We start from the raw sequence: 25,621 nt of genomic DNA, 5'->3' as shown, positions 1-25,621 counted from the left end.
AGGAAGTGTGTTATCATAGTTTTACTTAAAAGCGTTAATGCGATGAAGGGAGAATAAGTCATGAGGTACTTAACAGCAGGTGAATCACATGGTCCACAACTGACCACAATTATTGAAGGAGTTCCAGCGGGACTTTACATAGAGCAGGATGACATCAATTATGAACTGGCTAGAAGACAAAAAGGTCATGGCCGCGGAAGAAGAATGCAGATTGAAAAAGACCAAGCGAAAGTGTTAAGTGGTGTTCGCCACGGGAAAACATTAGGTTCTCCTATTGCACTTGTTGTTGAAAATAATGATTGGAAGCACTGGACAAAGGTCATGGGTGCAGAGCCGATTACTGAAGAAGAAGAGAGTGAAATGAAGCGTCAAATCTCTCGTCCAAGACCAGGGCATGCGGATTTAAATGGTGCAATTAAATATGGTCACCGTGATATGAGAAACGTATTAGAGCGTTCATCAGCACGCGAGACAACGGTTCGTGTAGCAGCAGGTGCAGTAGCTAAACAAATTTTGGCTCACCTTGGAATCAAAGTGGCTGGTCACGTCCTTGAAATTGGTGGAGTAAAAGCTTCCCATACCGCTTATGAATCTATTGAAGATTTGCAAAAAGTAACAGAAGAATCACCTGTTCGCTGCTATGACAGTGAAGCTGGTCAAAAAATGATGGATGCCATTGACGAAGCGAAGAAAAACGGCGATTCAATTGGTGGTATTGTCGAAGTCATCGTTGAAGGGATGCCAGTTGGAGTCGGCAGCTATGTGCACTATGACCGTAAACTGGATAGCAAGCTTGCAGGCGCAGTACTGAGTATCAACGCTTTTAAAGGTGTTGAATTCGGTATTGGCTTTGAGGCAGCTTCTAAAAATGGCAGTGAAGTTCATGATGAAATCATCTGGGATGAAGAAAAAGGCTATACGAGAAAAACAAACCGCTTAGGTGGTCTTGAAGGCGGAATGTCAACTGGCATGCCGATTGTCGTAAGAGGGGTTATGAAACCAATCCCAACCTTATACAAACCATTGCAAAGCGTGGATATTGAAACAAAAGAACCTTTCTCTGCAAGTATTGAGCGTTCTGACAGCTGTGCTGTTCCAGCCGCAAGTGTCGTGGCAGAAGCAGTCGTTGCATGGGAAATCGCCAATGCTGTAGTTGAGCAGTTTGGTCTTGATCAAATTGACCGCATTAAAGAAAATGTGGACAAAATGCGCCAGCTTCAGAGGGAGTTTTAATGAAAACACTGGAAGTGAAGACGTCTTCAGCCACTTATCCTGTATATATCGGTGATGGGATTAGACAAAATATCGTAGACTTGATTACTTCCACTGGGCGATCTTACACGAAGCTCTTCATCGTGACAGATTCAGCCGTCGATGCCCTTTATGGAGATGAAATGGTTCAATTACTGAAACAGAAATGGTCTGTACAAAAAGTAGTGGTGCCAAACGGAGAACAATCAAAATCTTTTGCACAGTTTGAGCAGATTCATACGAAAGCCATCCAATTTCAACTCGACCGCTCCTCATGCATCATTGCATTAGGAGGTGGGGTGATTGGAGACTTGGCTGGCTTTGCTGCTGCCACTTATATGAGAGGCATTGATTTTATTCAAGTACCGACCACGCTGCTTGCACATGATAGTGCAGTCGGCGGAAAAACCGGAATCAATCATCCGCTCGGCAAAAATTTAATTGGTGCGTTTCATCAACCGGCAGCTGTCATCTATGATACAAGTATGCTAGAGACACTCTCACCAATAGAACTAAGATCAGGCTTTGCTGAGGTGATAAAACATGCACTGATTTCAAGTGAAGTCTTTTTATCAGAACTGATGTCCATTCGTTCGTTGACAGAATTATCAAAGGATGAACTGGCACATATGCTTTATCAAGGGATTCAAGTGAAAGCATCCATTGTTCAAGAAGATGAAAAAGAACATGGTGTGCGGGCATACTTGAATTTAGGTCATACACTAGGTCATGCCATTGAAGCGGAGTATGGATACGGTGCGATTACGCATGGAGATGCCATTGCAATTGGCATGCAGTTTGCTTTATATGTCAGTGAAAAAGAGCAAGGACTCAGCCTAGATCGTGAGAAACTTAAAGTGTGGATGAAAGAACTAGGGTTCCCAGTACAAGTCACACAAACGATTTCAACCAAAACATTTGTCGATCGCATGATTGGTGATAAGAAGGCAAGAGGCGGGAGTGTTCAATTTGTTTTGCTAAAACAAGTTGGAGACGTCACCCTGCAATCTTTCACAAAAGATGAGCTGTATCACTGGTTCGAAGAATGGAAACGGGAGGAGGGCTGTCTATGATGTTTCGCGGGATACGCGGGGCTACAACTGTGACAGAAGATACTGAAACAGAAGTGTTAACCAAAACGAAGCAGCTGCTAGAAGCAATCATTTCAAAAAATCAAGTAGATCCAGAGCGTGTCGTGCAGATCTTGATTTCAGCTACACAAGATATTCACTCTGTTTTTCCAGCAAAAGCACTCAGGCAGTTTGAAGGATGGACCTATGTGCCTGTCACTTGTATGCAAGAGCTTGACATTGATGGAGGTCTAAAGAAGTGTATTCGCGTTTTAATGACCGTTCAGACAGATGTCAAGCAGGAAGACATCCAGCACGTATACTTGGAAGAGGCTGTCACGCTTCGGCCTGATTTACAGTTGACAAAAAACAAGGAATTATAATACGATATGAACAGCCGAAGTTTACACACAGGTGTGAACGGCATTGCAAGCTTAGAGAAGATGAGAATGAGACTAGGGTAGTTGAGATGAGTAGAGTTGAGCAGAGATACGATACTTCTATTTAATCATACTGCCTAAAAGAGCGAAGCCTCTTTTAGGCTTATTTCGTATACTCAAACAAATCCTCAAGATGTCCCCTCATTCTCCTTAATTCCATTTAAGGAGTGTGCTTATGAAATCCCAATCAAACCTTACCCAATTTTTAAGAGACAGTCAGTTTTACAAAACCATCCCGATTGTTGAAACCATTACAGTTGATACGCTCTCACCCATTCAAATTGTCGAGAAACTGAAACAGGATATTGTGTATTTGCTAGAAAGCAAAGACGAATCTTCTAGCTGGTCGAGATATTCCTTTATCGGATTACATCCTTTTTTAACATTACATGACGAGCAAGACCATTATATTGCTCGTGACGCTGCGGGAAAGTCAGTGATGCAAAAAGCGGAGCTGAAAGAGTTGCTTGACTGGATGAAAGAGCAATATCAAATCAAGACACCTGAAATTGATATCCCATTTACTGGCGGAGCCGTAGGGTACTTAAGTTACGACCTCATTCCCAACATTGAGCCGTCTGTCAAGCCGCATCCGAATGCATCAACAACAGATAATTGCACATTATTTGTTTGCCAAACAATGATCGCATTTGATCATGAAACAAACCAAGTTCATTTTATTCAGTACACGCAGCTGAACGGTCATGAAACAGAGGAAGAAAAAATTCTGGTTTATCGAGAAAATCAAAAGCAGCTTGAACTGATGGTACAGCAGCTTCATACAAAAATTGATATGAAAGAACTGATTATCTCAGGGAATATGAATGAACCCCCTTCGTTTGAACAGGTGACGTCTACCTATGAAAAAGCAAAATTTTTAAAGGATGTCGAAAAAATCAAGGAGTACATTCGAGCGGGTGATATCTTCCAGGGTGTACTTTCTCAGCGTTTTGACATTCCAGTGACAGTGAGCTCATTTGAATTGTATCGTGTGCTTCGGATTGTCAATCCATCACCGTATATGTATTTTATGAAATTAAAAGATCGAGACTTAGTCGGAAGCTCGCCAGAACGATTAATCCATGCGAAAAACGGTCACTTAGAAATCCATCCAATTGCTGGTACAAGAAAACGAGGAATGACAAAAGAAGAAGATGATGCACTAGCAAGAGAGCTGCTCGATGATGAAAAAGAAAAAGCAGAACATTACATGCTAGTGGATCTGGCTCGAAATGATGTGGGGCGTGTGGCAGAATATGGCAGTGTGTCTGTCCCAACTTTTACAAAAGTCGTGAACTTTTCGCACGTCATGCACATTATTTCTATTGTGACAGGGAAGCTGAAGCAGGATACACATCCAGTAGACGCGCTTATGTCCGCTTTTCCAGCAGGCACATTGACAGGCGCCCCAAAAATTAGGGCGATGCAATTATTAAACGAAATGGAGCCTGAGCCAAGAGAGACGTATGGCGGCTGTATTGCCTATATTGGTTTCGACGGCAATATCGATTCCTGTATTACCATTCGCACAATGAGCGTCAAACATCAGACTGCTTCTATACAAGCAGGTGCCGGCATTGTCGCTGATTCCGTTCCAGAAAACGAATGGGAAGAGACGTGCAATAAGGCAGGAGCACTTCTAAAAGCCATTCAGCTTGCTGAACATATTTTCTCAGAAAAGGAGAGTATGCCAAATGAATCAACGACTATCAGCTCTTGTTAATGGAGGAAAACTATCAGAAAAAGAAGCGAATGGCCTGATGCATGATATGATGAGCGGCTCGTTAACAGATGCTGAAGTCGCTGCTAGTCTATCTATTTTAGCGCATCGAGGAGAAACAGCCGAAGAAATGACAGGCTTCGTGAAAGCCATGAGGCAGCATGCAGCGCCACTAGAAAGATCACTTGATGTCGTTGATACGTGCGGGACAGGAGGCGATGGTTTATCAACATTTAATATATCAACAGCTGCTGCCATCGTTGCTTCGGCTGCTGGGGCGAAAATCGCCAAGCACGGAAATCGTTCCGTCTCCTCTAAAAGCGGGAGTGCTGACGTGCTAGAATGTCTTGGTATTCAAATTCAATCCACACCTGAAGAAACAAGACGACAAATACAGCAGAAAAACATGGGCTTTTTATTTGCACCGCTCTATCATTCTTCTATGAAACAAGTAGCCGCCGTACGCAAGCAGCTCGGATTTCGGACGGTATTTAACTTATTAGGACCGCTTTGCCACCCGATGCAGGCCAAAAAGCAAATCATTGGTGTGTATGCAAAGGAAAAGGCAAAGCTCATGGCGAAAGCTCTTGCTCCTTTAGAGCCAGAACATGTCCTGTTTGTTTGCGGAGATGATGGGCTGGATGAATTAACCATTACAGCAAATTCATACATCATTGAACTCAAAAAAGGTGTCATGACAGAATATACGTTAAACCCAGAAGACTTCGGACTTGAAAAAGGGCATTTATCAGACATTCAGGTCCAATCACCAGAAGAAAGTGCCAAATTGATTCAGAATATATTGAATTATCAAGCGGGTGGAGCACCGCTTCATATTACAGCGCTTAATGCTGGGGCCGCATTATATGTGGCAGGAAAAGCAGAGAGTCTGATGGCAGGAACAATGAAAGCATTAGAAACGATCAAAAACGGATCAGCTAAAGAACAATTAGCCCGTCTAAAACAAAAAACGAAAGAGGAAGAGATCTATGCTTAATCAAATTATCGCCCGTAAAAAAGAACATGTGCAAACCTTGCAATTACCTGAGGAAGGACATTATGAAAGACAATCATTTAAAGAAGCCCTTATGAATCCTCACCGCTCGATCGGACTGATTGCTGAGGTGAAAAAAGCGTCTCCTTCCAAAGGCATCATTCAGCCTCATTTTGATCCTTTACAGACAGCAAAAGCATACGAAGCATCAAATGCAGATTGTTTATCTGTCTTAACGGATGAACCGTTTTTCCAAGGGAAAAACGAATATTTGTCTCTTATTAAAGAACACATCACACGTCCTATTCTAAGAAAAGATTTCATTATTGACTCTATACAAGTAGAAGAATCGAAACGGATAGGGGCAGATGCCATTTTATTAATTGGAGAGGTGCTTGAGCCGCAAAAGCTGTATGAGCTCTATACAGAAGCGAAAGAAAAAGGACTGGATGTCCTCGTTGAAGTACATGCAGCACATACACTAGAAAAGATCTTACACCTATTCACTCCTGAGATCATCGGTGTGAACAACCGGAATCTCAATACGTTTACAACAACAGTTGAACAAACAAAAGAGATCGCGCCACTTGTTCCAAAAGACGTATTACTAGTAAGTGAAAGCGGCATAAAGACATTTGATGATCTGACCTTTGTGAAACAGCACGGAGCAAACGCCGTTCTTGTTGGTGAATCTTTAATGAGGGAACAATCACAGGAGAAAGCCGTTCAGGCATTGTTCGGAGAATGAATAGGATGAAACCTTATTTAAAATATTGCGGGGCTGTCTCACAAGAGGATGTCGCATGCATCTCGCAATCACAAGCGGATGCCATCGGTTTTATTTTTGCCCCGAGTAAAAGACGAGTTCATCCAGATCAAGTGAAACACTGGCTGTCACAAGTAAAATGCAAAAAAGAGATAGTGGGCGTATTTGTGAATGAAAAAACACCAAAAGTGTGCGAGATCACAAACAACCTCCCCTTAGATATTGTGCAGCTCCATGGCGATGAGACGCCAGAAGTTGCAAATGACATCAAACAGCAAACGAAGGCTCTCGTTTGGAAAGTGTTCCATCACGAGCCCGATGTAAACGACACACTTGAACATATGACGGCATTCGCTCCAAGTGTCGACGGTTTTCTCATTGATGCGAAAGTGAAAGGAATGAGAGGCGGTTCTGGAACAGCTTTTGCATGGGAGGCAGTGCCTTCATATGTTCAGCATGCAAAACAACTGGGAAAAACTTGCGCCATTGCTGGCGGGATCACGCCAGACACCATAACAGATCTGCTTGCTTTTGGTCCAGACGCCATAGACCTTTCAAGCGGTATAGAAGAAAACGGGAAGAAAAGCAGTACAAAGATGAAAGTGCTCGAAGAAAGGATGTTGAACCATGTACGCATATCCAAATGAGATTGGCAGATACGGAGAATTTGGAGGGAAATTCGTTCCTGAAACGCTCATGCAGCCACTAGAAGAGATCGAACAAGCTTTTCGTGAATTAAAAGAAGACCCTGCTTTTCAAAAGGAATATATATCGCTTTTGAAAAACTATTCAGGCAGACCAACCGCACTCACATACGCTGATCAATTATCGGCATATCTCGGCGGTGCTAAAATCTATTTAAAAAGAGAAGATTTAAACCATACAGGCGCTCATAAAATTAACAATGCGCTTGGGCAGGCACTGCTAGCGAAAAAAATGGGGAAATCAAATATCATCGCCGAAACAGGAGCAGGTCAGCACGGTGTAGCTGCTGCAACAGTGGCCGCAAAATTCGGTTTATCCTGCACTGTATTTATGGGAAAAGAAGATGTGGAAAGACAATCACTCAATGTGTTCCGAATGAAACTGCTCGGCGCTGAAGTCATACCTGTTACTAGCGGGAATGGAACATTAAAGGATGCAACCAATGAAGCCATCCGCTATTGGGTCCAGCATTGCAGTGACCACTTTTATATGATCGGCTCAGTCGTTGGACCTCATCCGTATCCTCAAATCGTCAGTGAATTTCAGCGGATGATCGGAGATGAGGCAAAAGCACAGATACTTGAAAAGGAAGGGCAGCTTCCTCATAAAGTCGTTGCCTGTGTTGGCGGCGGAAGCAATGCGATAGGAATGTACCGGGCGTTCTTAGATGAAGAGGTCGATATCATTGGTGTAGAAGCTGCTGGGAAAGGAATCGACACTCCGCTTCATGCAGCAACCATCACGAAAGGGACAAAAGGTGTCATACATGGATCTTTGACATACTTGATCCAAGACGAATTTGGTCAAATTATTGAGCCCTATTCCATTTCAGCTGGATTAGACTATCCGGGGATCGGGCCAGAGCATGCGTACTTGCATGCGAGCGGCCGGGTTCAATATGTGAGTGCGACAGATCAAGAAGCACTAGATGCGTTAAAGCTACTCACAGAAAAAGAAGGAATCCTGCCAGCGATCGAATCTGCACATGCTTTAGCAAAAGCGTTTGAGATGAGCCAGAACATGAGTGAAGACGACATTGTTCTTGTCTGCTTGTCAGGCAGAGGAGATAAGGACGTGCATACATTAATGAATGTGCTTGAAAGTGAGGGTGAAACAAAATGATCACATTTCAATTAGAGCAAGGTCAGAAATTATTTATTCCATTTATTACAGCGGGTGATCCATCAGAAGAGATCACCATTGATTTAGCCCTCGCGCTTCAAGCAGCAGGGGCACATGCGATTGAACTAGGTGTGCCGTATTCCGATCCGTTAGCGGACGGCCCTGTCATTCAAAGAGCTTCTAAAAGAGCACTTCATCATGGTATGAATATCGTAAAAGCGATAGAATTAGCAGGAAAGATGAAAAAAAACGGCGTAAAAATTCCTGTAATTCTATTTACGTATTATAATCCTGTGTTACAATTAGACACAGAATACTTTTTCGCTTTACTGCGCAAAAATCATATTTCGGGACTCTTAACACCCGACTTGCCTTTTGAAGAGAGCAGCGAGCTACAGAAGAACTGTCAAGCACACGACATTTCATATATATCACTCGTTGCACCAACAAGCAAGGAACGATTAGAAAAAATTGTAGAGCAGGCAGAAGGTTTTGTGTATTGTGTTTCATCTCTCGGCGTCACAGGTGTCAGACAATCTTTCGACGCATCGATTACAGATTTTATTCAACAAGTGAAACAGCTGAGTCAAATACCAGTTGCTGTAGGTTTTGGTATTTCAACAAGAGAACAAGTAGACTCAATGAATAAAATTAGTGATGGTGTCGTTGTCGGCAGTGCACTTGTCAAAAAAATTGAAGAGCTTCAAGAACAATTAGTAGCGAGTGATACACGCCAAGAGGCTTTAAGAGAATTTGAAACATATGCAAAAACATTTAGTCCCCTCTATTCATTCAAATGAGGTGAAACATTTTGCAAATCAAAGATCAATTAAAACAGCTAAAACCGTATCAACCTGGGAAACCAATTGAAGAGGTCAAAAAAGAATATCAATTAGACAAAATTGTGAAATTGGCTTCAAATGAAAACCCTTTTGGATGTTCCACACATGCAAGAGAGGCCATACAAGCTGAACTTGAACATTTAGCGATTTATCCAGACGGATACAGCGCAAGTTTAAGAACGGAACTGGCTGAGTTTCTTCAAGTAAATGAAAAACAATTAATATTCGGGAATGGCTCAGATGAACTTGTGCAAATTATTGCTAGGGCATTCCTTGATCAACATACAAATACGGTGATCCCATCTCCGTCATTCCCGCAATACCGTCACAATGCAGTAATTGAGCATGCAGAGATTAGAGAAGTACCACTTCTAAATGGAGGAGCTCATGATCTAAAGGGAATGCTGAATGCGATGGATGACAACACAAAAGTCGTTTGGGTGTGTAATCCGAACAATCCGACAGGAAATCATTTGTCAGAGTCTGAGCTCGTATCGTTTTTAGATCAAGTGCCTGCTCACGTGCTTGTCGTTTTAGACGAAGCATATTTTGAATATGTTCGTGCGGAAGACTTTCCGAACAGTTTATCTCTATTAAAAGCCTATCAAAATGTCATTGTACTGCGCACGTTCTCTAAAGCATATGGACTTGCGGCACTTCGAGTAGGTTATGGGGTTGCCTCAGAGGAGTTGATTACCGCCATTGAACCTGCGAGAGAGCCATTTAATACAAGTCGTATCGCTCAGGCAGCTGCACGTGCAGCCATTAAAGATCAAGACTTCATTCAATCGTGCAGACAAAAAAATGAAGCAGGTCTCAAGCAATATCAAGAATTTGCGGAACGTTTTGGACTATTTATCTATCCATCTCAAACAAACTTTGTGCTGATTGACTTTAAAAGAGATGCAGATGAGCTGTTCAATGCACTTTTGAAAAAGGGCTATATCGTTCGATCTGGTAAAGCTCTCGGATTCCCAACTTCTTTGCGTATTACTGTTGGAACAAAGGAGCAAAATGAAGAAATCTTAACTACACTTGCCGATTTATTACAAGGCATCCGTGCGTAGCATAACAATGAAGTCATATCCTGTTTATGGGATATGGCTTTCGTTGTAACTCATCCAATATACATATAAGCTATTGAAACAGCTTGTTTAATTTTCGCGAAAAATCAGGTGATGAACATGAATGAAGCAAACGAAACCATATTAATCGCTGGACTTGGTTTAATTGGTGGTTCTATTGCACTGTCGATTAAAAAAGAATTTCCACATAAAAAAATTGTAGGCTATGATGTCTCTAAAGAACAAATGATTGCTGCAACAAAACTAGGGATCATCGACGCGACTGCCGAGTCCTTTATAGAAGGCTTAAAAGCATCAGCAACGATTATTTTGGCAACGCCAGTACAACAAACCGTCAAAATGTTAAGTGATATTGCAGCATCTGGAATTGAAAGAGAGCTCACGATTACGGATGTAGGGAGCACAAAGCAAAAGGTCGTTCACTTTGCTGAAAAAACGTTGCCTGATCATTACCAATTTATTGGCGGGCATCCGATGGCAGGGTCTCATAAATCAGGTGTCATTGCAGCGAAAGACTTTTTATTTGAAAATGCATTCTACATTTTAACGCCAGCAAAGGTAACAAGTCGTCAGGCTGTTGACCGTTTGAAGGATCTGCTGAAGGGAACCAATGCTCATTTCATTGAAATGACACCCGAAGAACATGATGCTGTGACAAGTGTGATTAGTCACTTTCCACACATCGTCGCTGCCAGTCTTGTGCATCAAGCGCATCATTTTGAAGAAGAATTTCCTCTTGTAAAACGGTTTGCTGCTGGAGGCTTTCGAGATATTACCCGTATTGCATCAAGTAATCCTGCAATGTGGCGCGATATCCTTTTGCACAATAAAAACAAGATTTTAGACCGGTTCTACGAATGGAAAAAAGAGATTGACCGCATTGAATCCTTTGTGCAACAAGAAGATGCTGAGGGGTTATTCTCTTATTTCCAAGAGGCCAAGGAATATCGCGACGGCCTGCCTCTGAGGAAAAAAGGAGCTATCCCTGCTTTTTATGATCTTTATGTCGATGTGCCGGATCATCCTGGTGTTATTTCGGAAATTACAGGATATCTAGCAAATGAAAACATTAGTATTACAAATATCCGTATTATTGAAACGCGAGAAGACATTAACGGGATTTTACGCATCAGTTTTCAAACAGATGACGATCGAAAGCGGGCAGAACTCTGTATAAAAAATAGAGCAAATTACGATACATTTTATGCTGATTGAGGTGAGGAACATGAAAATTCATAAAAGTGCTCCTATGAATGGAGAAATTCATATTCCAGGAGATAAATCCATTTCTCATAGATCTGTGATGTTTGGCGCTATTGCTGACGGGACTACAGTAGTAAAAAACTTTCTACCTGGCGCTGATTGTTTAAGCACGATTGATTGTTTTAGAAAGATGGGTGTCGACATCGAACAAAAAGGTACAGATGTTGTCATTCATGGTAAGGGACTAAAAGGACTTAAAGAGCCGAGCGATATTCTCGATGTTGGTAACTCTGGCACGACTATTCGTTTAATGATGGGAATCTTGGCTGGCTGTGAGTTCCACAGTACGCTGATCGGTGACGAAAGTATTGCCAAAAGACCGATGAAACGGGTAACAGGTCCGCTAAGACAATTAGGAGCCAAGATAGATGGCAGAGCAAATGGCGAGTATACACCGCTTTCTATACGTGGGGGTAATTTAAAAGCTATCTCTTATGAGTCTCCGGTTGCAAGTGCGCAAATTAAATCGGCTGTCCTTTTAGCTGGACTGCAGGCAGAAGGAACAACGACGTTAACTGAACCGCATAAATCAAGAGACCATACCGAAAGAATGTTATCAATGTTTGGTGTCTCGCTACATGAAGATGCACAAAATGTTTCAATTGAAGGTGGACAAACGTTAAAAGCAACAGATGTATTTGTCCCTGGAGATATTTCTTCAGCTGCATTTTTCTTAGTGGCTGGATCTATCGTTCCAAACAGCCGTATTGTATTGAGAAATGTCGGTTTGAACAAAACGAGAACTGGTATAATAGATGTGCTAAAACAAATGGGTGCAGACCTCGACATTCAAGAAGTGGATGCTAAAGGCGGAGAACCGTACGGTGATTTAACGATCTCTAGCTCTTCATTAAAAGGGATCGACATTTCAGGTGATATGATCTCTAGACTCATCGACGAAATTCCTATTATTGCGCTCCTAGCTACTCAAGCAGAAGGAACAACGACCATTAAAGATGCTGCTGAATTAAAAGTGAAAGAAACCAATCGGATTGATACAGTCGTTTCAGAACTTAAAAAACTAGGTGCTCATATTGAAGCAACAGATGATGGAATGAAGATTCATGGTAAAACGAGCCTTAAAGGCGGCGCAGTCGTCTCAAGCTACGGAGATCATCGAATTGGTATGATGTTAGGAATTGCGGCATGTATAACAGAGCAAGCAATCGAGATTGAAGATACAGATGCAGTACGTGTATCTTACCCAAATTTCTTTGAACACATTGAATACTTAACGCAAACAGTCTGAGGATTTCCTCAGGCTTTTTCTTTCCTTTTGCATATTTGAAAGAACTATAGCATAGCTTGTCTCAAGGTGAAACCTTGAAAAAGAGCATTTTGCTGATTCAAAAACAATTTTTTAGTGTATTCGGTTTACAAATCGTCAGTTTAGTAAAGTATTGATTGAAAAAGAGTCTTCAAAACACAAAAATGGCTTCATGTTAAAAGAGCAACATATTTGCTGGATATGCAGCTGTCGATTATGATATGAAGTAACAACAGTTTAGGTTTTTGGAAACAGAAAGGAACGGTTTGATTTGAATAGTTCATTACAAGAAGCCATAAAATTAGTTGAGGCGGGTGAGACTGAAAAGGGACTCCAAACACTTGCTCAAGCAGAGAAGCATCTTCATGATGAAGAAAAAGCGCAGGCAGCTCAGTTATATTATGACTGGGGAGATATTGATAAAGCGCGGAATCTCATTAGTGATTTACATGATTTATATCCAGAAGAAACAGGATTAACTTGTTTTTATGCAGAGTTGTTAATAGACTCTGATGAAGAAGAGAAGGCAATAGCAGTTCTTGAAACGATTCCTGAAGATGACGATGCGTATCCAGAGAGTTTATTGTTAATGGCAGATTTGTATCAAATGCAAGGACTATTTGAAGTCAGTGAACAAAAGCTTTTAAAAGCGAAAGAGTTACTACCTCATGAAGCCGTCATTGATTTTGCTTTAGGGGAATTGTATTTTTCTCAAGGTCTTTCAAAGAAAGCAGCCGACTATTTCTACAAAGTGGCCGATCAACAAAATGAAATTGGCGGTGTCAATGTATATCAGCGGCTCGCTGAATCATTAAGCACAGCTGGAGAATTTGAAGATGCCCTTGAATGGTATGAAAAGGCTGTAAAGGATCAAGTGGATCCAAATACACTTTTTGGCTATGGATTTACAGCGATGAGGGCTGGCAGAACGAAAACGGCTATTCAGCAGCTTTCTGAACTAAAAGATATTGATCCTTCGTATTCGTCACTTTATATGCCTTTAGCCAAAAGCTATGAGGAAGAAGGACTATATCATGAAGCTTTAGAGATAGTAAAAGAAGGAATTAAAGTGGATGAGTATAACAAAGAGTTATATTTATATGGGGCAAAGATTGATTTGAAAAATGGCCATTCGGAAGATGCGAAAAAATTGCTTCAAGAAGCACTTGCTCTTGATCCAGGATATATTGAAGCAGTTCAAACGCTGCTTGCGATCTATTTAAATGAAGAGCTGTTTGATGAAATTCTGGATGTGATTAAAGAGGTTAAAAGTTTTGGGGAAGAAGATCCAAAATGGAATTGGTATGCTGCTTCTGCTTCTGTCGGACGAGAAGAATATGATGAAGCCGCTGAGTATTTCAAACTTGCTCTGCCTGATTTTGATGAGGAACGTGACTTTTTATATGAATATGCTTCGTTCCTTTTAGAAGAAGGCAGACAAAAAGAAGCCTTGCCGTTATTACGAAAAGTTCTTCAGAAAGATGGCACGAATGAAGAAATTGAAGAAACGATTTTAAGAATTGAAGACGAAATTTCCTTATAGTTTGCAGGAATGAAGAACTGGTTTGTTGAATAATTCATGTATAGCAATTTAATTTACGATAGAGGAGGGAATAACATGCAGACCCCTGTTTCTGTCAATGAAAAGAAGGAATTTATCCGGTGGTTCTTAAACCATTATCAGTTAAAGCGAAGAGAGTGTGTTTGGATATTAAATTATTTAATGAGTCACGACTCTTTGATGGAAAAGGTTCATTTTGTAGAGCAAGCAGAATTTTGCCCAAGGGGAATTATTATGTCAACACACTGTGTGGATGAAGTTCCCTTTAGATTTTATAAAGAAAATATCATGACGACAGATGCAGAAAAATCATTTCATGATATTCGTTTGAATAAACAGCAAGATTTGTTTATTCAATTGAATTTCCGATCTGCATATCGTTCGCCGGAATATGCCGCTGTACTTGAAACAAATCCTCATATTCCTAAAGATCTTTATGAAAATGAAAAAGATAAAGATCTTGCTGAGAAAGTGCTAGAGCATTCTATTGCTACTTTCCAAAAAGAACGGCTGATGAAAGAAATCGATGAAGCGCTTGACCGTCATGATCAAGAAACATTTAATAAGTTAGCAAAAGAATTAAGCCTATTATCATAAACCAAGCCAATAAGCCTTGCCCTATACAGGCAGGGCTTATGTGATGAAAGAGGGGAACTAGATGAAGTTTCAGGCGGAGGACGCGGATCTCTTTTTACAATCTAAAGATTACATTGATACCGCTATCATTCCATTAGTTGGGATAGATGCAAGCCATATCAAACAAACCGTGTCTTTAGGTGAGTTTACAATGCTTGTGGCAGAGGATCTTGAAAGGCAACTGAAAGGCAGAGTGTTTCTTTTTCCTCCACATACATATTTAGAAGTAAATCATCGTAAGCAAGAAGACATACTTGCAGTAAAACAATCATTGCAAGAACATTTTCAGCATGTTGTGTTTATCACATCTGATAACAAATGGAAAGAACAGCTAGAAGTGAGCGAATCGGCATTTATATTGCAGTCTGTTCCGCTTGAGCATTTAAAGGTCAATTTAAAGCAAAAAGTCATTCAAGACAGTGTAGAACAAATTTTGAACTTTTTGTTACAAAAATGGAACCCTTCATAAAAACCCTTACATTTGCATTGTACATAGCTTTTTAGGCTGTTGACCTTGTGAATAGATTGATATATTATGAGGGTGTCCTAGTTTTATGAAATTTTTTCTAATTCAGTTATAAAGTAGCTGACGACCTGAGGGGGGGAGAAAAAAATGAGCGAGAAGAGACATGGAGTGTCCAGGCGTCAATTTTTGAATTACACGTTGACCGGCGTGGGGGGATTTATGGCCGCTGGAATGCTCATGCCTATGGTTCGCTTTGCGCTTGACCCTGTGCTAAAAGGAACAGAGGATCAGGATATGGTTCAAGTTGTCAGTGTAGATGAACTGACAAAAGAACCGAAGCGCTTTGACTTTAAAATTGATCAAGTAGATGCATGGTATGAGTCAAAGGAATCTAGGTCTGCATGGGTGTACAAAGAAGGGGATGAAATTGTCGCTTTATCGCCAATCTGTAAACATTTGGGATGTACAGTGAACTGGAACAGTGATCCGAAAAATCCAAACAAATTTTTCTGCCCATGCCATTATGGGCTGTACGACAAGGATGGTACAAACGTACCCGGAACTCCACCGCTTGCACCGCTTGATCATTATAAGCAGCAAGTGAAGGACGGATACCTCTATCTTGGAAAAGCTGTGCCGAAAGGGGAAGGGTAACGATGCTTAACAAGATTTACGATTGGGTAGATGAGCGGCTGGACATTACACCGATATGGAGAGACATTGCGGATCATGAAGTGCCTGAGCACGTCAATCCAGCACATCATTTCTCTGCTTTTGTGTATTGTTTTGGCGGTTTAACGTTTTTTGTGACGGTCATTCAAGTCCTTTCGGGCATGTTTTTAACGATGTATTATGTACCGGATATTAAAAACGCATGGGAATCTGTCTATTATTTGCAAAATGAAGTGGCATTCGGACAGATTGTAAGAGGGATGCACCACTGGGGTGCGAGTCTAGTCATTGTTATGATGTTTTTACATACGCTGAGGGTCTTTTTCCAAGGGGCGTATAAAAAGCCTAGAGAGCTAAACTGGATTGTCGGTGTGCTCATTTTCTTTGTGATGCTTGGACTTGGTTTTACAGGATATCTTTTACCGTGGGATATGAAGGCGCTATTTGCGACGAAGGTTGGTCTTCAAATTGCAGAGGCGACACCTTTCATTGGGAAAGAGATTAAAACGCTGCTTGCAGGTCATCCTGACATTGTAGGTGCACAAACGCTGACGAGATTTTTCGCTATCCATGTCTTTTTCTTGCCAGCGGCATTATTTGGGCTGATGGCTGCCCACTTTATTATGATTCGTAAGCAAGGAATTTCTGGACCGCTGTAAAATTTTGCGTTTGATGAATGTTCAATGAGGAGGGGATGACTTTGCATAGGGGAAAAGGGATGAAGTTTGTCGGAGATTCCAGAATACCGGCAGAAAGAAAACCTAACATACCTAAAGACTATTCCGAATATCCGGGAAAAACCGAAGCCTTTTGGCCGAACTTTCTTTTAAAGGAATGGCTTGTAGGTGCTGTTTTTTTAATTGGATTTCTTGTCCTAACTGTTGTTCATGCACCTCCGCTTGAGCGGATGGCTGATCCGACAGATACGGGCTATATTCCGCTGCCAGACTGGTATTTCCTATTTTTGTACCAGTTGTTAAAATATGAGTTTGCTGCAGGGAGCTATACGGTAGTTGGCGCAATGATTATGCCTGGAATTGCGTTTGGTGCTCTTTTACTCGCACCATTTCTTGATTCTGGTCCTGAACGCAGGCCATATCGAAGACCAATTGCAGTTGGGATGATGATTCTTGCAGTTGGTGCAGCAACCTATTTAACATGGGAGTCTGTTGCTACTCATGACTGGGAAGCAGCTGCGAAGCAAGGTGAAATCAAGAAAGAAGCAGAGATTGATACCTCAGCTGAAGAGTATAAAATCTATCAAGAGCAGACATGTATCTCCTGTCACGGAGATAATATGCAAGGCGGGGCAGCTGGACCGTCACTTGTTGACAATGGTTTAGCACCAGAGGAAATTGCGAAAATCGCTGTAGAAGGAAAAGGCAACATGCCTAAGGGCATTTTTAAAGGCAGCGATGAAGAACTTGAAAAGCTCTCGAAATATTTATCTGAGGTCAAATCTAAATAATTCAGTTGTTTAAATGTAAGTACAAGGATATACTCAAAAGGAGAAAAAAGCTGGCGCTGTCAGCTTTTTTCTGATTTTAACAGATCGTGAGTGAAGAGAAATATGAGATGGTTTCAATATCTGCTAGCCACACGCTACATGCTTGTGCTCGTGCTCATTGTCAACTTTCTGGGCACTGTGTACGGCTACTACTGGTATATTCCGCAGCTCGTAGAGACGCCGGCTATCTTTTTACCTTTTGTACCGGACAGTCCGACGGCAAGCTTTTTCTTTTTATTTGTATTACTAGCCTTTCTAATGAAACGCCATGCTCCTTATTTTGAAGCACTGGCCCTTGTCACCTTGATCAAATATGGATTATGGGCTGTAGGGATGAATCTTTTCGTGCTCGTTTCTGTTGATGATTTTCCGTGGGAAGGATATATGCTAATTGGTTCGCACTTTGCGATGGCGGTACAGGCTGTGTTATTTGCGCCGTATTATCGTTTTCACATGCGTCATTTGGTTGTAGCAGGGATATGGATTTTACATAATGATGTGATTGATTATGTATTTGGAATGATGCCGCGTTATTCTATGCTTTCTGCCTATTCAAATGAGATCGGCTACGTGACGTTTTGGTTAAGTATTGCCGTTCTTCTTATTTCGTATTATCTTGTCATCTCGAAAAAATCGGTCAAGCTTGAACTCCCTTAACAATGTTGGTCTAACCTTGTCCTTTTCTTCATACGCTGTATGGAGAAAGGCTAGGAGGGACTTGCATGAAACGAAAGTCAATCGCGATGATTCTATTATTATTTCTCGTCTTGCATCCAGCTGCTGCAAAAGGTGAGGAAACAACAGCTGCTAAAGCGCTGCAAGAATTAACGGAACTATCAGATTCAATCTTTCAATTAACGAGACAAGCTAAATATGATGAGGCATTACAAGTTGCATTGTATGCTGAAAAGACATTTAAAGCTGAGAATTGGCGTGGAACTCTGACGAATACGCAGGTTCGGCAAATTACACTTGGCTATCAAGATATCATTAAAGGACTCCCGCAGGAAGACTTAAATGAGCGCGAAAAACTTCGGTATGCCTCTCAGTTTAGAATGCTTCTCGATGCGATACAATCAAATTCAGAACCTCTTTGGGGTTCGCTCGAGAAGCCGATTATGGGGTCTTTTCCGACATTAAAGAAAGAAGTAAAAGATCCAGAATCGACGACGTTCTATGAAACTTGGAATGAGCTGGTTTCATTGTATGATATGATTTATCCGAGTTTAACCATTGATATCTCGCCTGAAAAGCTGCAGACGATTAAGCAGCACATGGAAGTAATTGAACAAGGTGAATTTTTAAAAGCATCGAGTGGGACAAAGCTTGAGCGTCTCACGAAACTTGAAGAAGATTTATCAAGTGTGTTTGCGAACGTTGATCAAGATGAAGCGGATCCATCGCTTTTATGGGTCATCTTAACAACAGGAAGTATGATTTTACTCACTTTAACGTATGTTGGGTTTAGGAAATACCGTGCTGAAAAAGAAAAAAAGCAAAAGCGACAAGCCGATTATCCAAAATCATAAAAAAAGAAGCACCGTTATCGGGCTTCTTTTTTTTAGTGGGGATTGAGCGGCTTTTTATGTTCATCTAATGTGAAGCCTTCACCAAGTACGTCATGCACGTCACTCACTGATACAAAGGCATGAGGATCGACGGAAGTTACGACGCTCTTGAGGTGGACAAGCTCATTTTTTGGAACGACGCAGTAAAGGACGTTGCGTTCCTGTTTCGTATAGGAGCCGACACCCTTTAAAATGGTCACTCCGCGCTCCATTTCCTCTGTGATTTTCTTTTGAATGATGTCATCCTTTTCAGAAATAATCATCGCTCCTTTGGCAGCGTAAGCGCCTTCTTGCATGAAGTCGATGACTTTTGCAGCAACAAATACGGCAACAAGTGTATACATGGCTTCTTTGTAATTTAAATAGGTGAGAGAGATGGTAATGACGCATGCGTCGAAGATAAACATCGTTCTTCCAATTGCGACTTGATAATGTTTGTTGATCAGTCTTGCAATAATGTCCACGCCGCCTGTTGTCCCGCCGAATTTAAAGATGATTCCGAGGCCTGTTCCGATAAATACACCTGCAAAGAGTGCGGCTAAGGCTAAATCGTGCTGAAGAGGCATATGTATTTGAAAGCGCTGGAAGATGGCTAGAAAGACAGAAAGACTGACGGTTCCGACAATTGTATATGTAAACATGGTTCTGCCAAGCATTTTCCAGCCGATAAAAAAGATCGGAATGTTTAACACAAGGTTTGAAATAGATGGGTCAATGTGAAATAGAAAATATAAAAGCAGTGTGATACCTGTAAATCCGCCTTCCGCCAAGTTGTTCTGCATATTAAAATGAACAAGGCCGAAAGAAAAAATCGCAGATCCTATTAAAATAAATACGATATTTTTAAGACGAATTTCTTTTAGCAAAAGATCACTCCTTTTTTTGCTTAGACAGCGATAATATTATATGGTATGGAAGAGAAACAAGCAAACTGAGTTTTAAACATTTGTCAAATATTTATGATTTCGCTAACATGTAAGAGATGGATAGGAGGATGAGCTTCATGACGAATGAAAAAACGCTGCGTCACGTGCAGCAAGAAGTCGATGATTACATAGGACAATTTAAAGAAGGCTATTTCAGCCCGCTTGCCATGATGGCCCGTCTGACAGAAGAATTAGGTGAGCTGGCAAGAGAGGTCAACCATTACTATGGAGAAAAGCCGAAAAAAACAACAGAAACAGAAAAAAGCATGAAAGAAGAAATTGGCGATGTGCTGTTTGTGTTAACATGCCTTGCCAATTCACTCAATATATCACTTGAAGAAGCCCATGATCGTGTGATGCATAAATTCAATACAAGAGACAAAGACCGCTGGACGAAAAAAGAAGGGAAGTAGAGAAGATGACGAATCAAACCATCAAAGTTGTAATCGCTGGAGCAAGAGGAAGAATGGGGATAGAGGCTGTCAAGCTGGCAGAAGAAACAAGCCATTTTGAACTAGTAGCAGCACTTGATCACACACATGAGGGGAAAAAGCTATCAGATGTGCTTCATACAACATCTGATTCGCCCATTTATACGGATATTGACGTGTGTCTTTCAGAAACAGCACCGGATGTATTAATTGATTTGACGACCCCAGAAATCGGGAAAGTACATACAAAAAAAGCCCTTGAACATGGCGTACGTCCAGTCGTAGGCACAACAGGTTTTTCAGAAGACGACCTAAAAGAACTTCAGCAATTAACAGAAGAAAAAGGGATAGGCTGTATTATTGCGCCTAACTTTGCTGTTGGTGCTGTTTTAATGATGAAGTTTGCCAAAATGGCAGCGAATTATTTTCCTGATGTTGAAATCATTGAGCTTCATCATGATAAAAAATTGGATGCTCCGAGCGGTACAGGATTAAAAACGGCTGAAATGATTGCTGAAGTAAGAGAAAGCAAAAAGCAGGGGCACCCTGAAGAAAAAGAACTAATCGAAGGTGCACGAGGAGCAGATTATGATGGCATCCGCCTTCACAGCGTAAGGCTTCCAGGCATGATTGCACATCAAGAAGTGCTGTTTGGAATGGACGGACAGACGCTCACGATCCGTCATGATTCTTATAACCGTGCATCATTTATGTCAGGTGTGAAGCTTTCTGTTGAACAGGTGATGCATATTGATCAACTCGTCTATGGCTTAGAAAATATTATCGACTAATAAGGAGTGGATCCCTGATGAACATTGCTTTAATCGCTCACGATAAGAAAAAAAGTGACATGATTCAATTCGCCATTGCGTATCGAGATCTTTTGGCCGATCATACACTTTATGCAACAGGAACCACAGGTTTAAGAGTGAAAGAAGCGACTGGGCTTCCCGTTCATCGTTTCCAATCAGGACCACTTGGAGGGGATCAGCAGATTGGTGCCATGATTGCTGATAATGCAATGGATCTTGTGCTCTTTTTTAGAGACCCTCTCACTGCACAACCGCATGAACCGGATGTATCTGCACTCATCCGGCTTTGCGATGTGTATGCCATTCCATTAGCGACCAATATGGGGACTGCCGAAATTTTAGTCAGGAATTTAAATAAAGGTACGTTTGATTTTCGAGATGTAGCAAAAAACGGAGGAACAAATGAAACCACTTGATATCCTTGCATTCGGTGCCCATAGCGATGATGTAGAGATCGGTATGGGTGGAACGATTGCAAAATACGTAAAAAAAGGGGCACGTGTTGGGATTTGTGACTTGACTCAGGCTGAATTATCTTCAAATGGAACGGTTGAAAGCCGAAAAGAAGAAGCCAGAGCAGCCGCTGCCATTTTAGGCGTCACGACTCGAATCCAGCTCACGCTGCCAGATAGAGGACTTTATCTGAATGACGAAGCGATGAAAGAAATTGCAGGTGTCATCCGAACATACAAACCAAGACTTATTTTTGCCCCGCACCACCAAGATCGACATCCTGATCATGGTCATGCGGGTTCACTTGTAGAAGAGGCCGCTTTTTCTGCAGGTATACATAAATTTGAAGATTCATACAAGCAGCCAGCGCATAAAATAAGCCAGATGTATTATTACATGATTAATGGCCACCATCGTCCAGATTTTGTGATCGATATCTCAGACGAGATGAACCAAAAAATTGATAGCTTACATGCGTATAAAAGCCAATTTGTCAAAACAGAGAGTTCAGTGGAGACACCGCTTGTAAATGGTTATATCGATTTTGTCAAAATGAGAGAGTCGATGTATGGAAGGGAAGTCAATAAACCTTTTGCAGAAGGGTTTTTGACAAAGAAGCCACTTTTGATGGACGATGACTTACTTGGGGGGTAATTATGAAAAAATTGAAGATCGGAATCACTTGTTATCCAAGTGTTGGCGGATCGGGCATTATTGCCACAGAGCTTGGAAAACGTTTAGCTGAAAAAGGGCACGATGTTCATTTCATTACCTCGAGTATTCCGTTTAGACTCAATAAAGTGTATCCGAATATTTATTTTCATGAGGTGGATGTCAATCAATATGCTGTGTTTCAATATCCGCCTTATGACCTTGCACTGGCAAGTAAACTCGCAGAAGTGGCAAAACGAGAGAAGCTTGATATTATTCATGCGCATTATGCGGTCCCTCACGCCGTCTGTGCGTTCTTAGCTAAACAAATGACTGGACAGTCTGTCAAAGTCGTCACCACGCTTCACGGGACGGATATTACGGTTTTAGGCTATGACCCATCTTTAAAGGAAGTCATCCGGTTTGCGATCGAATCATCTGACCGCGTAACGGCTGTATCACATTCATTAGCTGCGCAGACATACGATCTGATTAAACCGAATAAAAAAATTGATACGATCCATAATTTCGTCGATGAGCGTGTATATTTGCGTGAAGATCACGAAGTGCTGAAGACGCATTATGGTCTTCTGCAGGATGAGAAGGTCGTCATCCATGTATCAAATTTCCGTAAAGTGAAGCGGGTGCATGACGTGATCCATGTGTTTAAACAGATTTCTGAACAGGTGAATGCAAAACTGCTACTGATTGGGGACGGACCTGAAAAATCGGTTGTTTGCGAGCTTGTGAAAAAGCTTGGATTAACGGACCGCGTGTTATTTTTAGGAAAGCAAGAGAAAGTGGAGGAGCTCTATTCGATTAGTGATTTGAAGCTGCTGCTTTCTGAGAAAGAGAGTTTTGGTCTTGTACTACTTGAAGCAATGGCATGCGGAGTACCTTGTATAGGAACAGACGTTGGAGGAATTCCAGAGGTGATTGCACATGGAGAGACAGGATTCCTTGTTCCGCTTGGTGATGTAGATGGAGCAGCAAAACATGCCATCACTATTCTGAAAGACAATGCGCTCCATCAGCAAATATCGATGGCAGCCAAGTCTAGTGTGGAAGCCAATTTCTCTTCTGACAAAATTGTGAGAGAGTATGAAGAGCTTTACTTAGAATTGATCGAAGGTGATGTTGAAGATGAATGAACCATTCACACATGCGATCCCTATTTTACATACACTGCACGAACATGGGTATCAAGCTTATTTTGTCGGCGGTGCGGTGAGAGATGTCCTTTTAGGCAGGGAAGTTGGGGATATCGATATTGCGACAGATGCCACACCTGATGTGGTGGAGTCTTTATTTGATAAAACAGTAGATGTCGGCAAAGAGCATGGCACTGTTATTGTTTTACTTGACGGGGTCAGCTATGAGGTCACTACGTTTCGGACTGAATCAGAATATGAAGACTTTCGCCGGCCTAAAGAAGTGGCGTTTATTTCATCACTAAAAGAAGATCTTTTAAGAAGAGATTTAACGATCAATGCAGTAGCCATGGATATTCATGGTGACATCATTGACCATGTAGGCGGCAAGCGGGATATTAAGCGGAGACGAATTCAAACGGTTGGAGATCCTGCGTGCCGCTTTCAAGAAGACGCGCTTCGGATGATGAGAGCGGTGCGGTTTTTAAGCCAGCTCGGGTTTGAGCTTTCTAAAGAGACGGAAGAAGCAATGAAAAAAGATAAACATCTGCTTGCCAACATCTCTGTTGAACGCAAAAAAATCGAAATGGAAAAACTTTTAAAAGGCCGCTACTGTGAGCAAGCCATCAAGGTGCTCATCTCCACCAAATTGTATGAAGAATTGCCCGGCCTCAAAAAGGATCAGCTGAATGAAACGTTCCAAGCTTTCCCGTATTATTTATTGGATGGGTTAGATGAGGTGTGGGGAGCCTTTATCCATTTACTTGGTCTAGATGAGGCGGAGGCGGTGTCCTTTTTAAAAGAATGGAAGTTATCAACGAAACTTTTAAAAGAAGCCGTTGCTATTAGCAAATATGTTGATTGTGACTGGGATGCGGAAAAAATGTTTGAAGCTGGTGAACATGTCCTGCTTTCTAGTATGAAAATCACGCAGCTCAAACATGAGCGTCGCATTTTCTTTGATGAGCTGGAGGCGGCGAAACGTTCATATGATGCGCTGCCGATTAAACAGCTTCAAGACCTTGCAGTGTCAGGAAAAGATTTGATGGCCTTTCGGCAAAAGCCAGCTGGTAAATGGATTGCAGAAGAGCTTGCTTTTGTGAAAAAAGCCGTTTTGCAAAACCAGCTTGAAAACCGAAAAGAAGCCATAGAGGAGTGGCTCATAGCGTGCGATCAGCGATTAGAAAACGATTAATTGAACTATTTACAGCATCTGAGCAAGATTTTGTCTCAAGCCAGCAAATATGTGATGAGCTTGGCTGCTCCCGAACGGCAGTATGGAAGCATATAGAGGATTTGCGAAAAGAGGGATATGAGGTCGAAGCGGTCAGAAGAAAAGGATACCGGCTGCTTCGTAAACCGGACAAAATTAGTGAAGACGAAATTCTGTTTGGTTTGGAAACAGAGCTGTTTGGCAGGCATATTTATTTTCAAGAAGAAGTCGCCTCAACTCAGCTCATTGCCCATGACCTCGTCAATAAAGGAGCCTCGCACGGCTCGCTTGTTGTCAGTGATCATCAGACAAACGGAAAAGGACGCCTTCAAAGAACGTGGCACTCACCAAATGGGACAGGCATATGGATGAGTTTGATTCTCCGGCCAGAAATACCGTTGCACAAAGCGCCGCAAATGACGCTTTTAGCATCTGTCGCGATCGCTGAAGCCATAGCGCAGCAAACGGGTCTCAGTCCATCGATCAAATGGCCAAACGATATTTTGCTAAACGGAAAAAAGGTCGTTGGTATTTTGACTGAATTAAAAGCAGAAGCTGACCAAGTTCACGCAGTCATTATTGGCCCAGGCATTAACGTGAATCAGACGGCAAATGATTTTCCTGAAGAATTAAAGGATGTTGCGACGAGTTTGCGAATGGAGCTTGGTCAAAAGGTAGACAGAGCGGCACTGATTCAAACCATCATGTCCACCTTTGAAAAAAGGTATGATGAATATATGACATATGGTTTTGCTCCGATCAAACAATTATGGGAATCGTATGCGATGACCATTGGAAAACGTATCATCGCACGCACCGTCAATGGACAATATGCTGGAACGGCGCTTGGGATTAACGATGAAGGCGTTCTCTTACTCGAAACGGAGGGCGGAATCCAAAACATCTACTCCGCTGACATTGAGATCAAGTCAACTTAAGTGGAACACCCGGCACATTTTTGATATACTTCGTGTGGGCAGTATCTGAAAAAGAACTGTACCTGTTAGGAAGAAAAATTCGATAAATTTCTGCCTTGATCCTAAGGGACT

Annotated in this window: 28 protein-coding genes; 27 read left to right on the top strand and 1 reads right to left on the bottom strand. The window is 41.7% G+C overall.

Annotated features, from left to right (window positions below):
* Positions 1-60: 60 nt before the first annotated feature.
* The 20 genes from aroC to ypjB all read left to right on the top strand — a co-directional run bounded on the left by aroC (position 61) and on the right by ypjB (position 18,896).
* Entirely contained in the window at positions 61-1,233 is a 1,173-nt protein-coding gene (gene aroC / locus ID12_RS14965) for a chorismate synthase (RefSeq protein ID WP_007500947.1), read from the top strand.
* The gene (gene aroB / locus ID12_RS14960) at positions 1,233-2,324 is read left to right on the top strand and encodes a 3-dehydroquinate synthase (RefSeq protein ID WP_050827346.1); all 1,092 of its coding nucleotides are present in this window, start codon (positions 1,233-1,235) and stop codon (positions 2,322-2,324) included. Before aroC ends, aroB begins: the two co-directional genes overlap by 1 nt.
* On the top strand, positions 2,321-2,704 hold the full coding sequence (gene aroH / locus ID12_RS14955; protein WP_008344549.1) for a chorismate mutase: 384 nt from the start codon (positions 2,321-2,323) through the stop codon (positions 2,702-2,704). Before aroB ends, aroH begins: the two co-directional genes overlap by 4 nt.
* A gap of 232 nt (positions 2,705-2,936) precedes the next feature.
* Positions 2,937-4,484 (top strand): anthranilate synthase component I, encoded by a 1,548-nt coding sequence (gene trpE, locus ID12_RS14950; RefSeq protein WP_050827344.1) that lies wholly within the window; start codon positions 2,937-2,939, stop codon positions 4,482-4,484.
* Entirely contained in the window at positions 4,456-5,478 is a 1,023-nt protein-coding gene (gene trpD / locus ID12_RS14945) for an anthranilate phosphoribosyltransferase (protein ID WP_035702918.1), read from the top strand. Before trpE ends, trpD begins: the two co-directional genes overlap by 29 nt.
* Entirely contained in the window at positions 5,471-6,223 is a 753-nt protein-coding gene (gene trpC / locus ID12_RS14940; protein WP_024718509.1) for an indole-3-glycerol phosphate synthase TrpC, read from the top strand. Before trpD ends, trpC begins: the two co-directional genes overlap by 8 nt.
* On the top strand, positions 6,220-6,888 hold the full coding sequence (locus ID12_RS14935) for a phosphoribosylanthranilate isomerase (RefSeq protein WP_050827342.1): 669 nt from the start codon (positions 6,220-6,222) through the stop codon (positions 6,886-6,888). Before trpC ends, ID12_RS14935 begins: the two co-directional genes overlap by 4 nt.
* The gene (trpB, locus tag ID12_RS14930) at positions 6,869-8,068 is read left to right on the top strand and encodes a tryptophan synthase subunit beta (protein ID WP_007500937.1); all 1,200 of its coding nucleotides are present in this window, start codon (positions 6,869-6,871) and stop codon (positions 8,066-8,068) included. The genes ID12_RS14935 and trpB overlap by 20 nt, the downstream gene beginning before the upstream one ends.
* Entirely contained in the window at positions 8,065-8,868 is an 804-nt protein-coding gene (gene trpA / locus ID12_RS14925) for a tryptophan synthase subunit alpha (RefSeq protein WP_050827340.1), read from the top strand. The genes trpB and trpA overlap by 4 nt, the downstream gene beginning before the upstream one ends.
* 11 nt (positions 8,869-8,879) lie before the next feature.
* On the top strand, positions 8,880-9,977 hold the full coding sequence (gene hisC, locus ID12_RS14920; protein ID WP_035702922.1) for a histidinol-phosphate transaminase: 1,098 nt from the start codon (positions 8,880-8,882) through the stop codon (positions 9,975-9,977).
* Between the two features lie 117 nt (positions 9,978-10,094).
* Positions 10,095-11,210, top strand: coding sequence for a prephenate dehydrogenase (locus tag ID12_RS14915; protein ID WP_035702923.1), 1,116 nt, complete (start codon positions 10,095-10,097; stop codon positions 11,208-11,210).
* A gap of 10 nt (positions 11,211-11,220) precedes the next feature.
* Positions 11,221-12,507: a 3-phosphoshikimate 1-carboxyvinyltransferase gene (aroA, locus tag ID12_RS14910; protein WP_050827338.1), complete on the top strand. Its 1,287-nt coding sequence runs from the start codon at positions 11,221-11,223 to the stop codon at positions 12,505-12,507.
* A gap of 289 nt (positions 12,508-12,796) precedes the next feature.
* On the top strand, positions 12,797-14,068 hold the full coding sequence (locus ID12_RS14905; protein ID WP_035702924.1) for a tetratricopeptide repeat protein: 1,272 nt from the start codon (positions 12,797-12,799) through the stop codon (positions 14,066-14,068).
* A 75-nt stretch (positions 14,069-14,143) separates the two neighbouring features.
* Positions 14,144-14,683, top strand: a complete 540-nt coding sequence (locus ID12_RS14900; protein ID WP_008344562.1) for a ReoY family proteolytic degradation factor — start codon at positions 14,144-14,146, stop codon at positions 14,681-14,683.
* Positions 14,684-14,744: 61 nt separating this feature from the next.
* Positions 14,745-15,191, top strand: a complete 447-nt coding sequence (locus ID12_RS14895) for a YpiF family protein (RefSeq protein ID WP_007500913.1) — start codon at positions 14,745-14,747, stop codon at positions 15,189-15,191.
* A gap of 144 nt (positions 15,192-15,335) precedes the next feature.
* Positions 15,336-15,842: a ubiquinol-cytochrome c reductase iron-sulfur subunit gene (locus tag ID12_RS14890; protein ID WP_007500911.1), complete on the top strand. Its 507-nt coding sequence runs from the start codon at positions 15,336-15,338 to the stop codon at positions 15,840-15,842.
* A 2-nt stretch (positions 15,843-15,844) separates the two neighbouring features.
* Entirely contained in the window at positions 15,845-16,519 is a 675-nt protein-coding gene (gene qcrB, locus ID12_RS14885) for a menaquinol-cytochrome c reductase cytochrome b subunit (protein WP_003215804.1), read from the top strand.
* 41 nt (positions 16,520-16,560) lie between these two features.
* A complete protein-coding gene (locus ID12_RS14880) occupies positions 16,561-17,328 on the top strand; it encodes a menaquinol-cytochrome c reductase cytochrome b/c subunit (RefSeq protein ID WP_008344567.1) in 768 nt (255 codons plus the stop codon).
* A gap of 102 nt (positions 17,329-17,430) precedes the next feature.
* Positions 17,431-18,024 carry a lipoprotein heptaprenylglyceryl N-acetyltransferase LhaT gene (lhaT, locus tag ID12_RS14875; RefSeq protein WP_050827337.1) on the top strand — a complete coding sequence of 198 codons (594 nt, stop codon included), beginning with the start codon at positions 17,431-17,433 and terminating at the stop codon, positions 18,022-18,024.
* Positions 18,025-18,089: 65 nt separating this feature from the next.
* Positions 18,090-18,896 carry a sporulation protein YpjB gene (ypjB, locus tag ID12_RS14870; RefSeq protein WP_008344572.1) on the top strand — a complete coding sequence of 269 codons (807 nt, stop codon included), beginning with the start codon at positions 18,090-18,092 and terminating at the stop codon, positions 18,894-18,896.
* Between the two features lie 32 nt (positions 18,897-18,928).
* On the opposite strand, the gene ID12_RS14865 is transcribed toward ypjB, so the two are convergent.
* Positions 18,929-19,801, bottom strand: coding sequence for a YitT family protein (locus ID12_RS14865; protein WP_050827335.1), 873 nt, complete (start codon positions 19,799-19,801; stop codon positions 18,929-18,931).
* A gap of 137 nt (positions 19,802-19,938) precedes the next feature.
* On the opposite strand from ID12_RS14865, the gene ID12_RS14860 reads away from it, so the two are divergent.
* The 7 genes from ID12_RS14860 to ID12_RS14830 are packed head-to-tail and all read left to right on the top strand — an operon-like array spanning position 19,939 to position 25,510.
* Positions 19,939-20,274, top strand: coding sequence for a nucleotide pyrophosphohydrolase (locus ID12_RS14860; RefSeq protein WP_050827334.1), 336 nt, complete (start codon positions 19,939-19,941; stop codon positions 20,272-20,274).
* Between the two features lie 5 nt (positions 20,275-20,279).
* Positions 20,280-21,083, top strand: coding sequence for a 4-hydroxy-tetrahydrodipicolinate reductase (dapB, locus tag ID12_RS14855; protein ID WP_050827332.1), 804 nt, complete (start codon positions 20,280-20,282; stop codon positions 21,081-21,083).
* Positions 21,084-21,100: 17 nt separating this feature from the next.
* Positions 21,101-21,520, top strand: a complete 420-nt coding sequence (mgsA, locus tag ID12_RS14850; RefSeq protein WP_017359744.1) for a methylglyoxal synthase — start codon at positions 21,101-21,103, stop codon at positions 21,518-21,520.
* Positions 21,507-22,211 carry a bacillithiol biosynthesis deacetylase BshB1 gene (gene bshB1, locus ID12_RS14845; RefSeq protein ID WP_025207539.1) on the top strand — a complete coding sequence of 235 codons (705 nt, stop codon included), beginning with the start codon at positions 21,507-21,509 and terminating at the stop codon, positions 22,209-22,211. The genes mgsA and bshB1 overlap by 14 nt, the downstream gene beginning before the upstream one ends.
* Before the next feature lie 2 nt (positions 22,212-22,213).
* Entirely contained in the window at positions 22,214-23,359 is a 1,146-nt protein-coding gene (gene bshA, locus ID12_RS14840) for an N-acetyl-alpha-D-glucosaminyl L-malate synthase BshA (RefSeq protein ID WP_008344584.1), read from the top strand.
* Entirely contained in the window at positions 23,352-24,554 is a 1,203-nt protein-coding gene (locus tag ID12_RS14835) for a CCA tRNA nucleotidyltransferase (protein ID WP_035391671.1), read from the top strand. Before bshA ends, ID12_RS14835 begins: the two co-directional genes overlap by 8 nt.
* Positions 24,527-25,510, top strand: a complete 984-nt coding sequence (locus ID12_RS14830; RefSeq protein ID WP_050827330.1) for a biotin--[acetyl-CoA-carboxylase] ligase — start codon at positions 24,527-24,529, stop codon at positions 25,508-25,510. The genes ID12_RS14835 and ID12_RS14830 overlap by 28 nt, the downstream gene beginning before the upstream one ends.
* Positions 25,511-25,621: the final 111 nt, after the last annotated feature.

Origin of the sequence: Bacillus altitudinis (assembly GCF_001191605.1) — a bacterium.
GTDB lineage: Bacteria > Bacillota > Bacilli > Bacillales > Bacillaceae > Bacillus > Bacillus altitudinis.
The sequence above is the reverse complement of the archived record's forward strand: the minus strand, read 5'-3'. Positions and strand labels throughout refer to the sequence as shown.

Excerpts from the sequence above, each read along its gene's own strand:
- trpD (WP_035702918.1), top strand. The coding sequence starts at position 4,456 with ATGAATCAACGACTATCAGCTCTTGTTAATGGAGGAAAACTATCAGAA.
- ID12_RS14900 (WP_008344562.1), top strand. The coding sequence starts at position 14,144 with ATGCAGACCCCTGTTTCTGTCAATGAAAAGAAGGAATTTATCCGGTGG.
- aroA (WP_050827338.1), top strand. The coding sequence starts at position 11,221 with ATGAAAATTCATAAAAGTGCTCCTATGAATGGAGAAATTCATATTCCA.
- bshA (WP_008344584.1), top strand. The coding sequence starts at position 22,214 with ATGAAAAAATTGAAGATCGGAATCACTTGTTATCCAAGTGTTGGCGGA.
- dapB (WP_050827332.1), top strand. The coding sequence starts at position 20,280 with ATGACGAATCAAACCATCAAAGTTGTAATCGCTGGAGCAAGAGGAAGA.
- ID12_RS14895 (WP_007500913.1), top strand. The coding sequence starts at position 14,745 with ATGAAGTTTCAGGCGGAGGACGCGGATCTCTTTTTACAATCTAAAGAT.
- mgsA (WP_017359744.1), top strand. The coding sequence starts at position 21,101 with ATGAACATTGCTTTAATCGCTCACGATAAGAAAAAAAGTGACATGATT.
- ID12_RS14935 (WP_050827342.1), top strand. The coding sequence starts at position 6,220 with ATGAATAGGATGAAACCTTATTTAAAATATTGCGGGGCTGTCTCACAA.
- ID12_RS14890 (WP_007500911.1), top strand. The coding sequence starts at position 15,336 with ATGAGCGAGAAGAGACATGGAGTGTCCAGGCGTCAATTTTTGAATTAC.
- trpB (WP_007500937.1), top strand. The coding sequence starts at position 6,869 with ATGTACGCATATCCAAATGAGATTGGCAGATACGGAGAATTTGGAGGG.
- lhaT (WP_050827337.1), top strand. The coding sequence starts at position 17,431 with ATGAGATGGTTTCAATATCTGCTAGCCACACGCTACATGCTTGTGCTC.
- aroC (WP_007500947.1), top strand. The coding sequence starts at position 61 with ATGAGGTACTTAACAGCAGGTGAATCACATGGTCCACAACTGACCACA.
- trpA (WP_050827340.1), top strand. The coding sequence starts at position 8,065 with ATGATCACATTTCAATTAGAGCAAGGTCAGAAATTATTTATTCCATTT.
- trpE (WP_050827344.1), top strand. The coding sequence starts at position 2,937 with ATGAAATCCCAATCAAACCTTACCCAATTTTTAAGAGACAGTCAGTTT.
- ID12_RS14915 (WP_035702923.1), top strand. The coding sequence starts at position 10,095 with ATGAATGAAGCAAACGAAACCATATTAATCGCTGGACTTGGTTTAATT.
- aroB (WP_050827346.1), top strand. The coding sequence starts at position 1,233 with ATGAAAACACTGGAAGTGAAGACGTCTTCAGCCACTTATCCTGTATAT.
- trpC (WP_024718509.1), top strand. The coding sequence starts at position 5,471 with ATGCTTAATCAAATTATCGCCCGTAAAAAAGAACATGTGCAAACCTTG.
- aroH (WP_008344549.1), top strand. The coding sequence starts at position 2,321 with ATGATGTTTCGCGGGATACGCGGGGCTACAACTGTGACAGAAGATACT.
- qcrB (WP_003215804.1), top strand. The coding sequence starts at position 15,845 with ATGCTTAACAAGATTTACGATTGGGTAGATGAGCGGCTGGACATTACA.
- ID12_RS14835 (WP_035391671.1), top strand. The coding sequence starts at position 23,352 with ATGAATGAACCATTCACACATGCGATCCCTATTTTACATACACTGCAC.
- ypjB (WP_008344572.1), top strand. The coding sequence starts at position 18,090 with ATGAAACGAAAGTCAATCGCGATGATTCTATTATTATTTCTCGTCTTG.
- ID12_RS14860 (WP_050827334.1), top strand. The coding sequence starts at position 19,939 with ATGACGAATGAAAAAACGCTGCGTCACGTGCAGCAAGAAGTCGATGAT.
- bshB1 (WP_025207539.1), top strand. The coding sequence starts at position 21,507 with ATGAAACCACTTGATATCCTTGCATTCGGTGCCCATAGCGATGATGTA.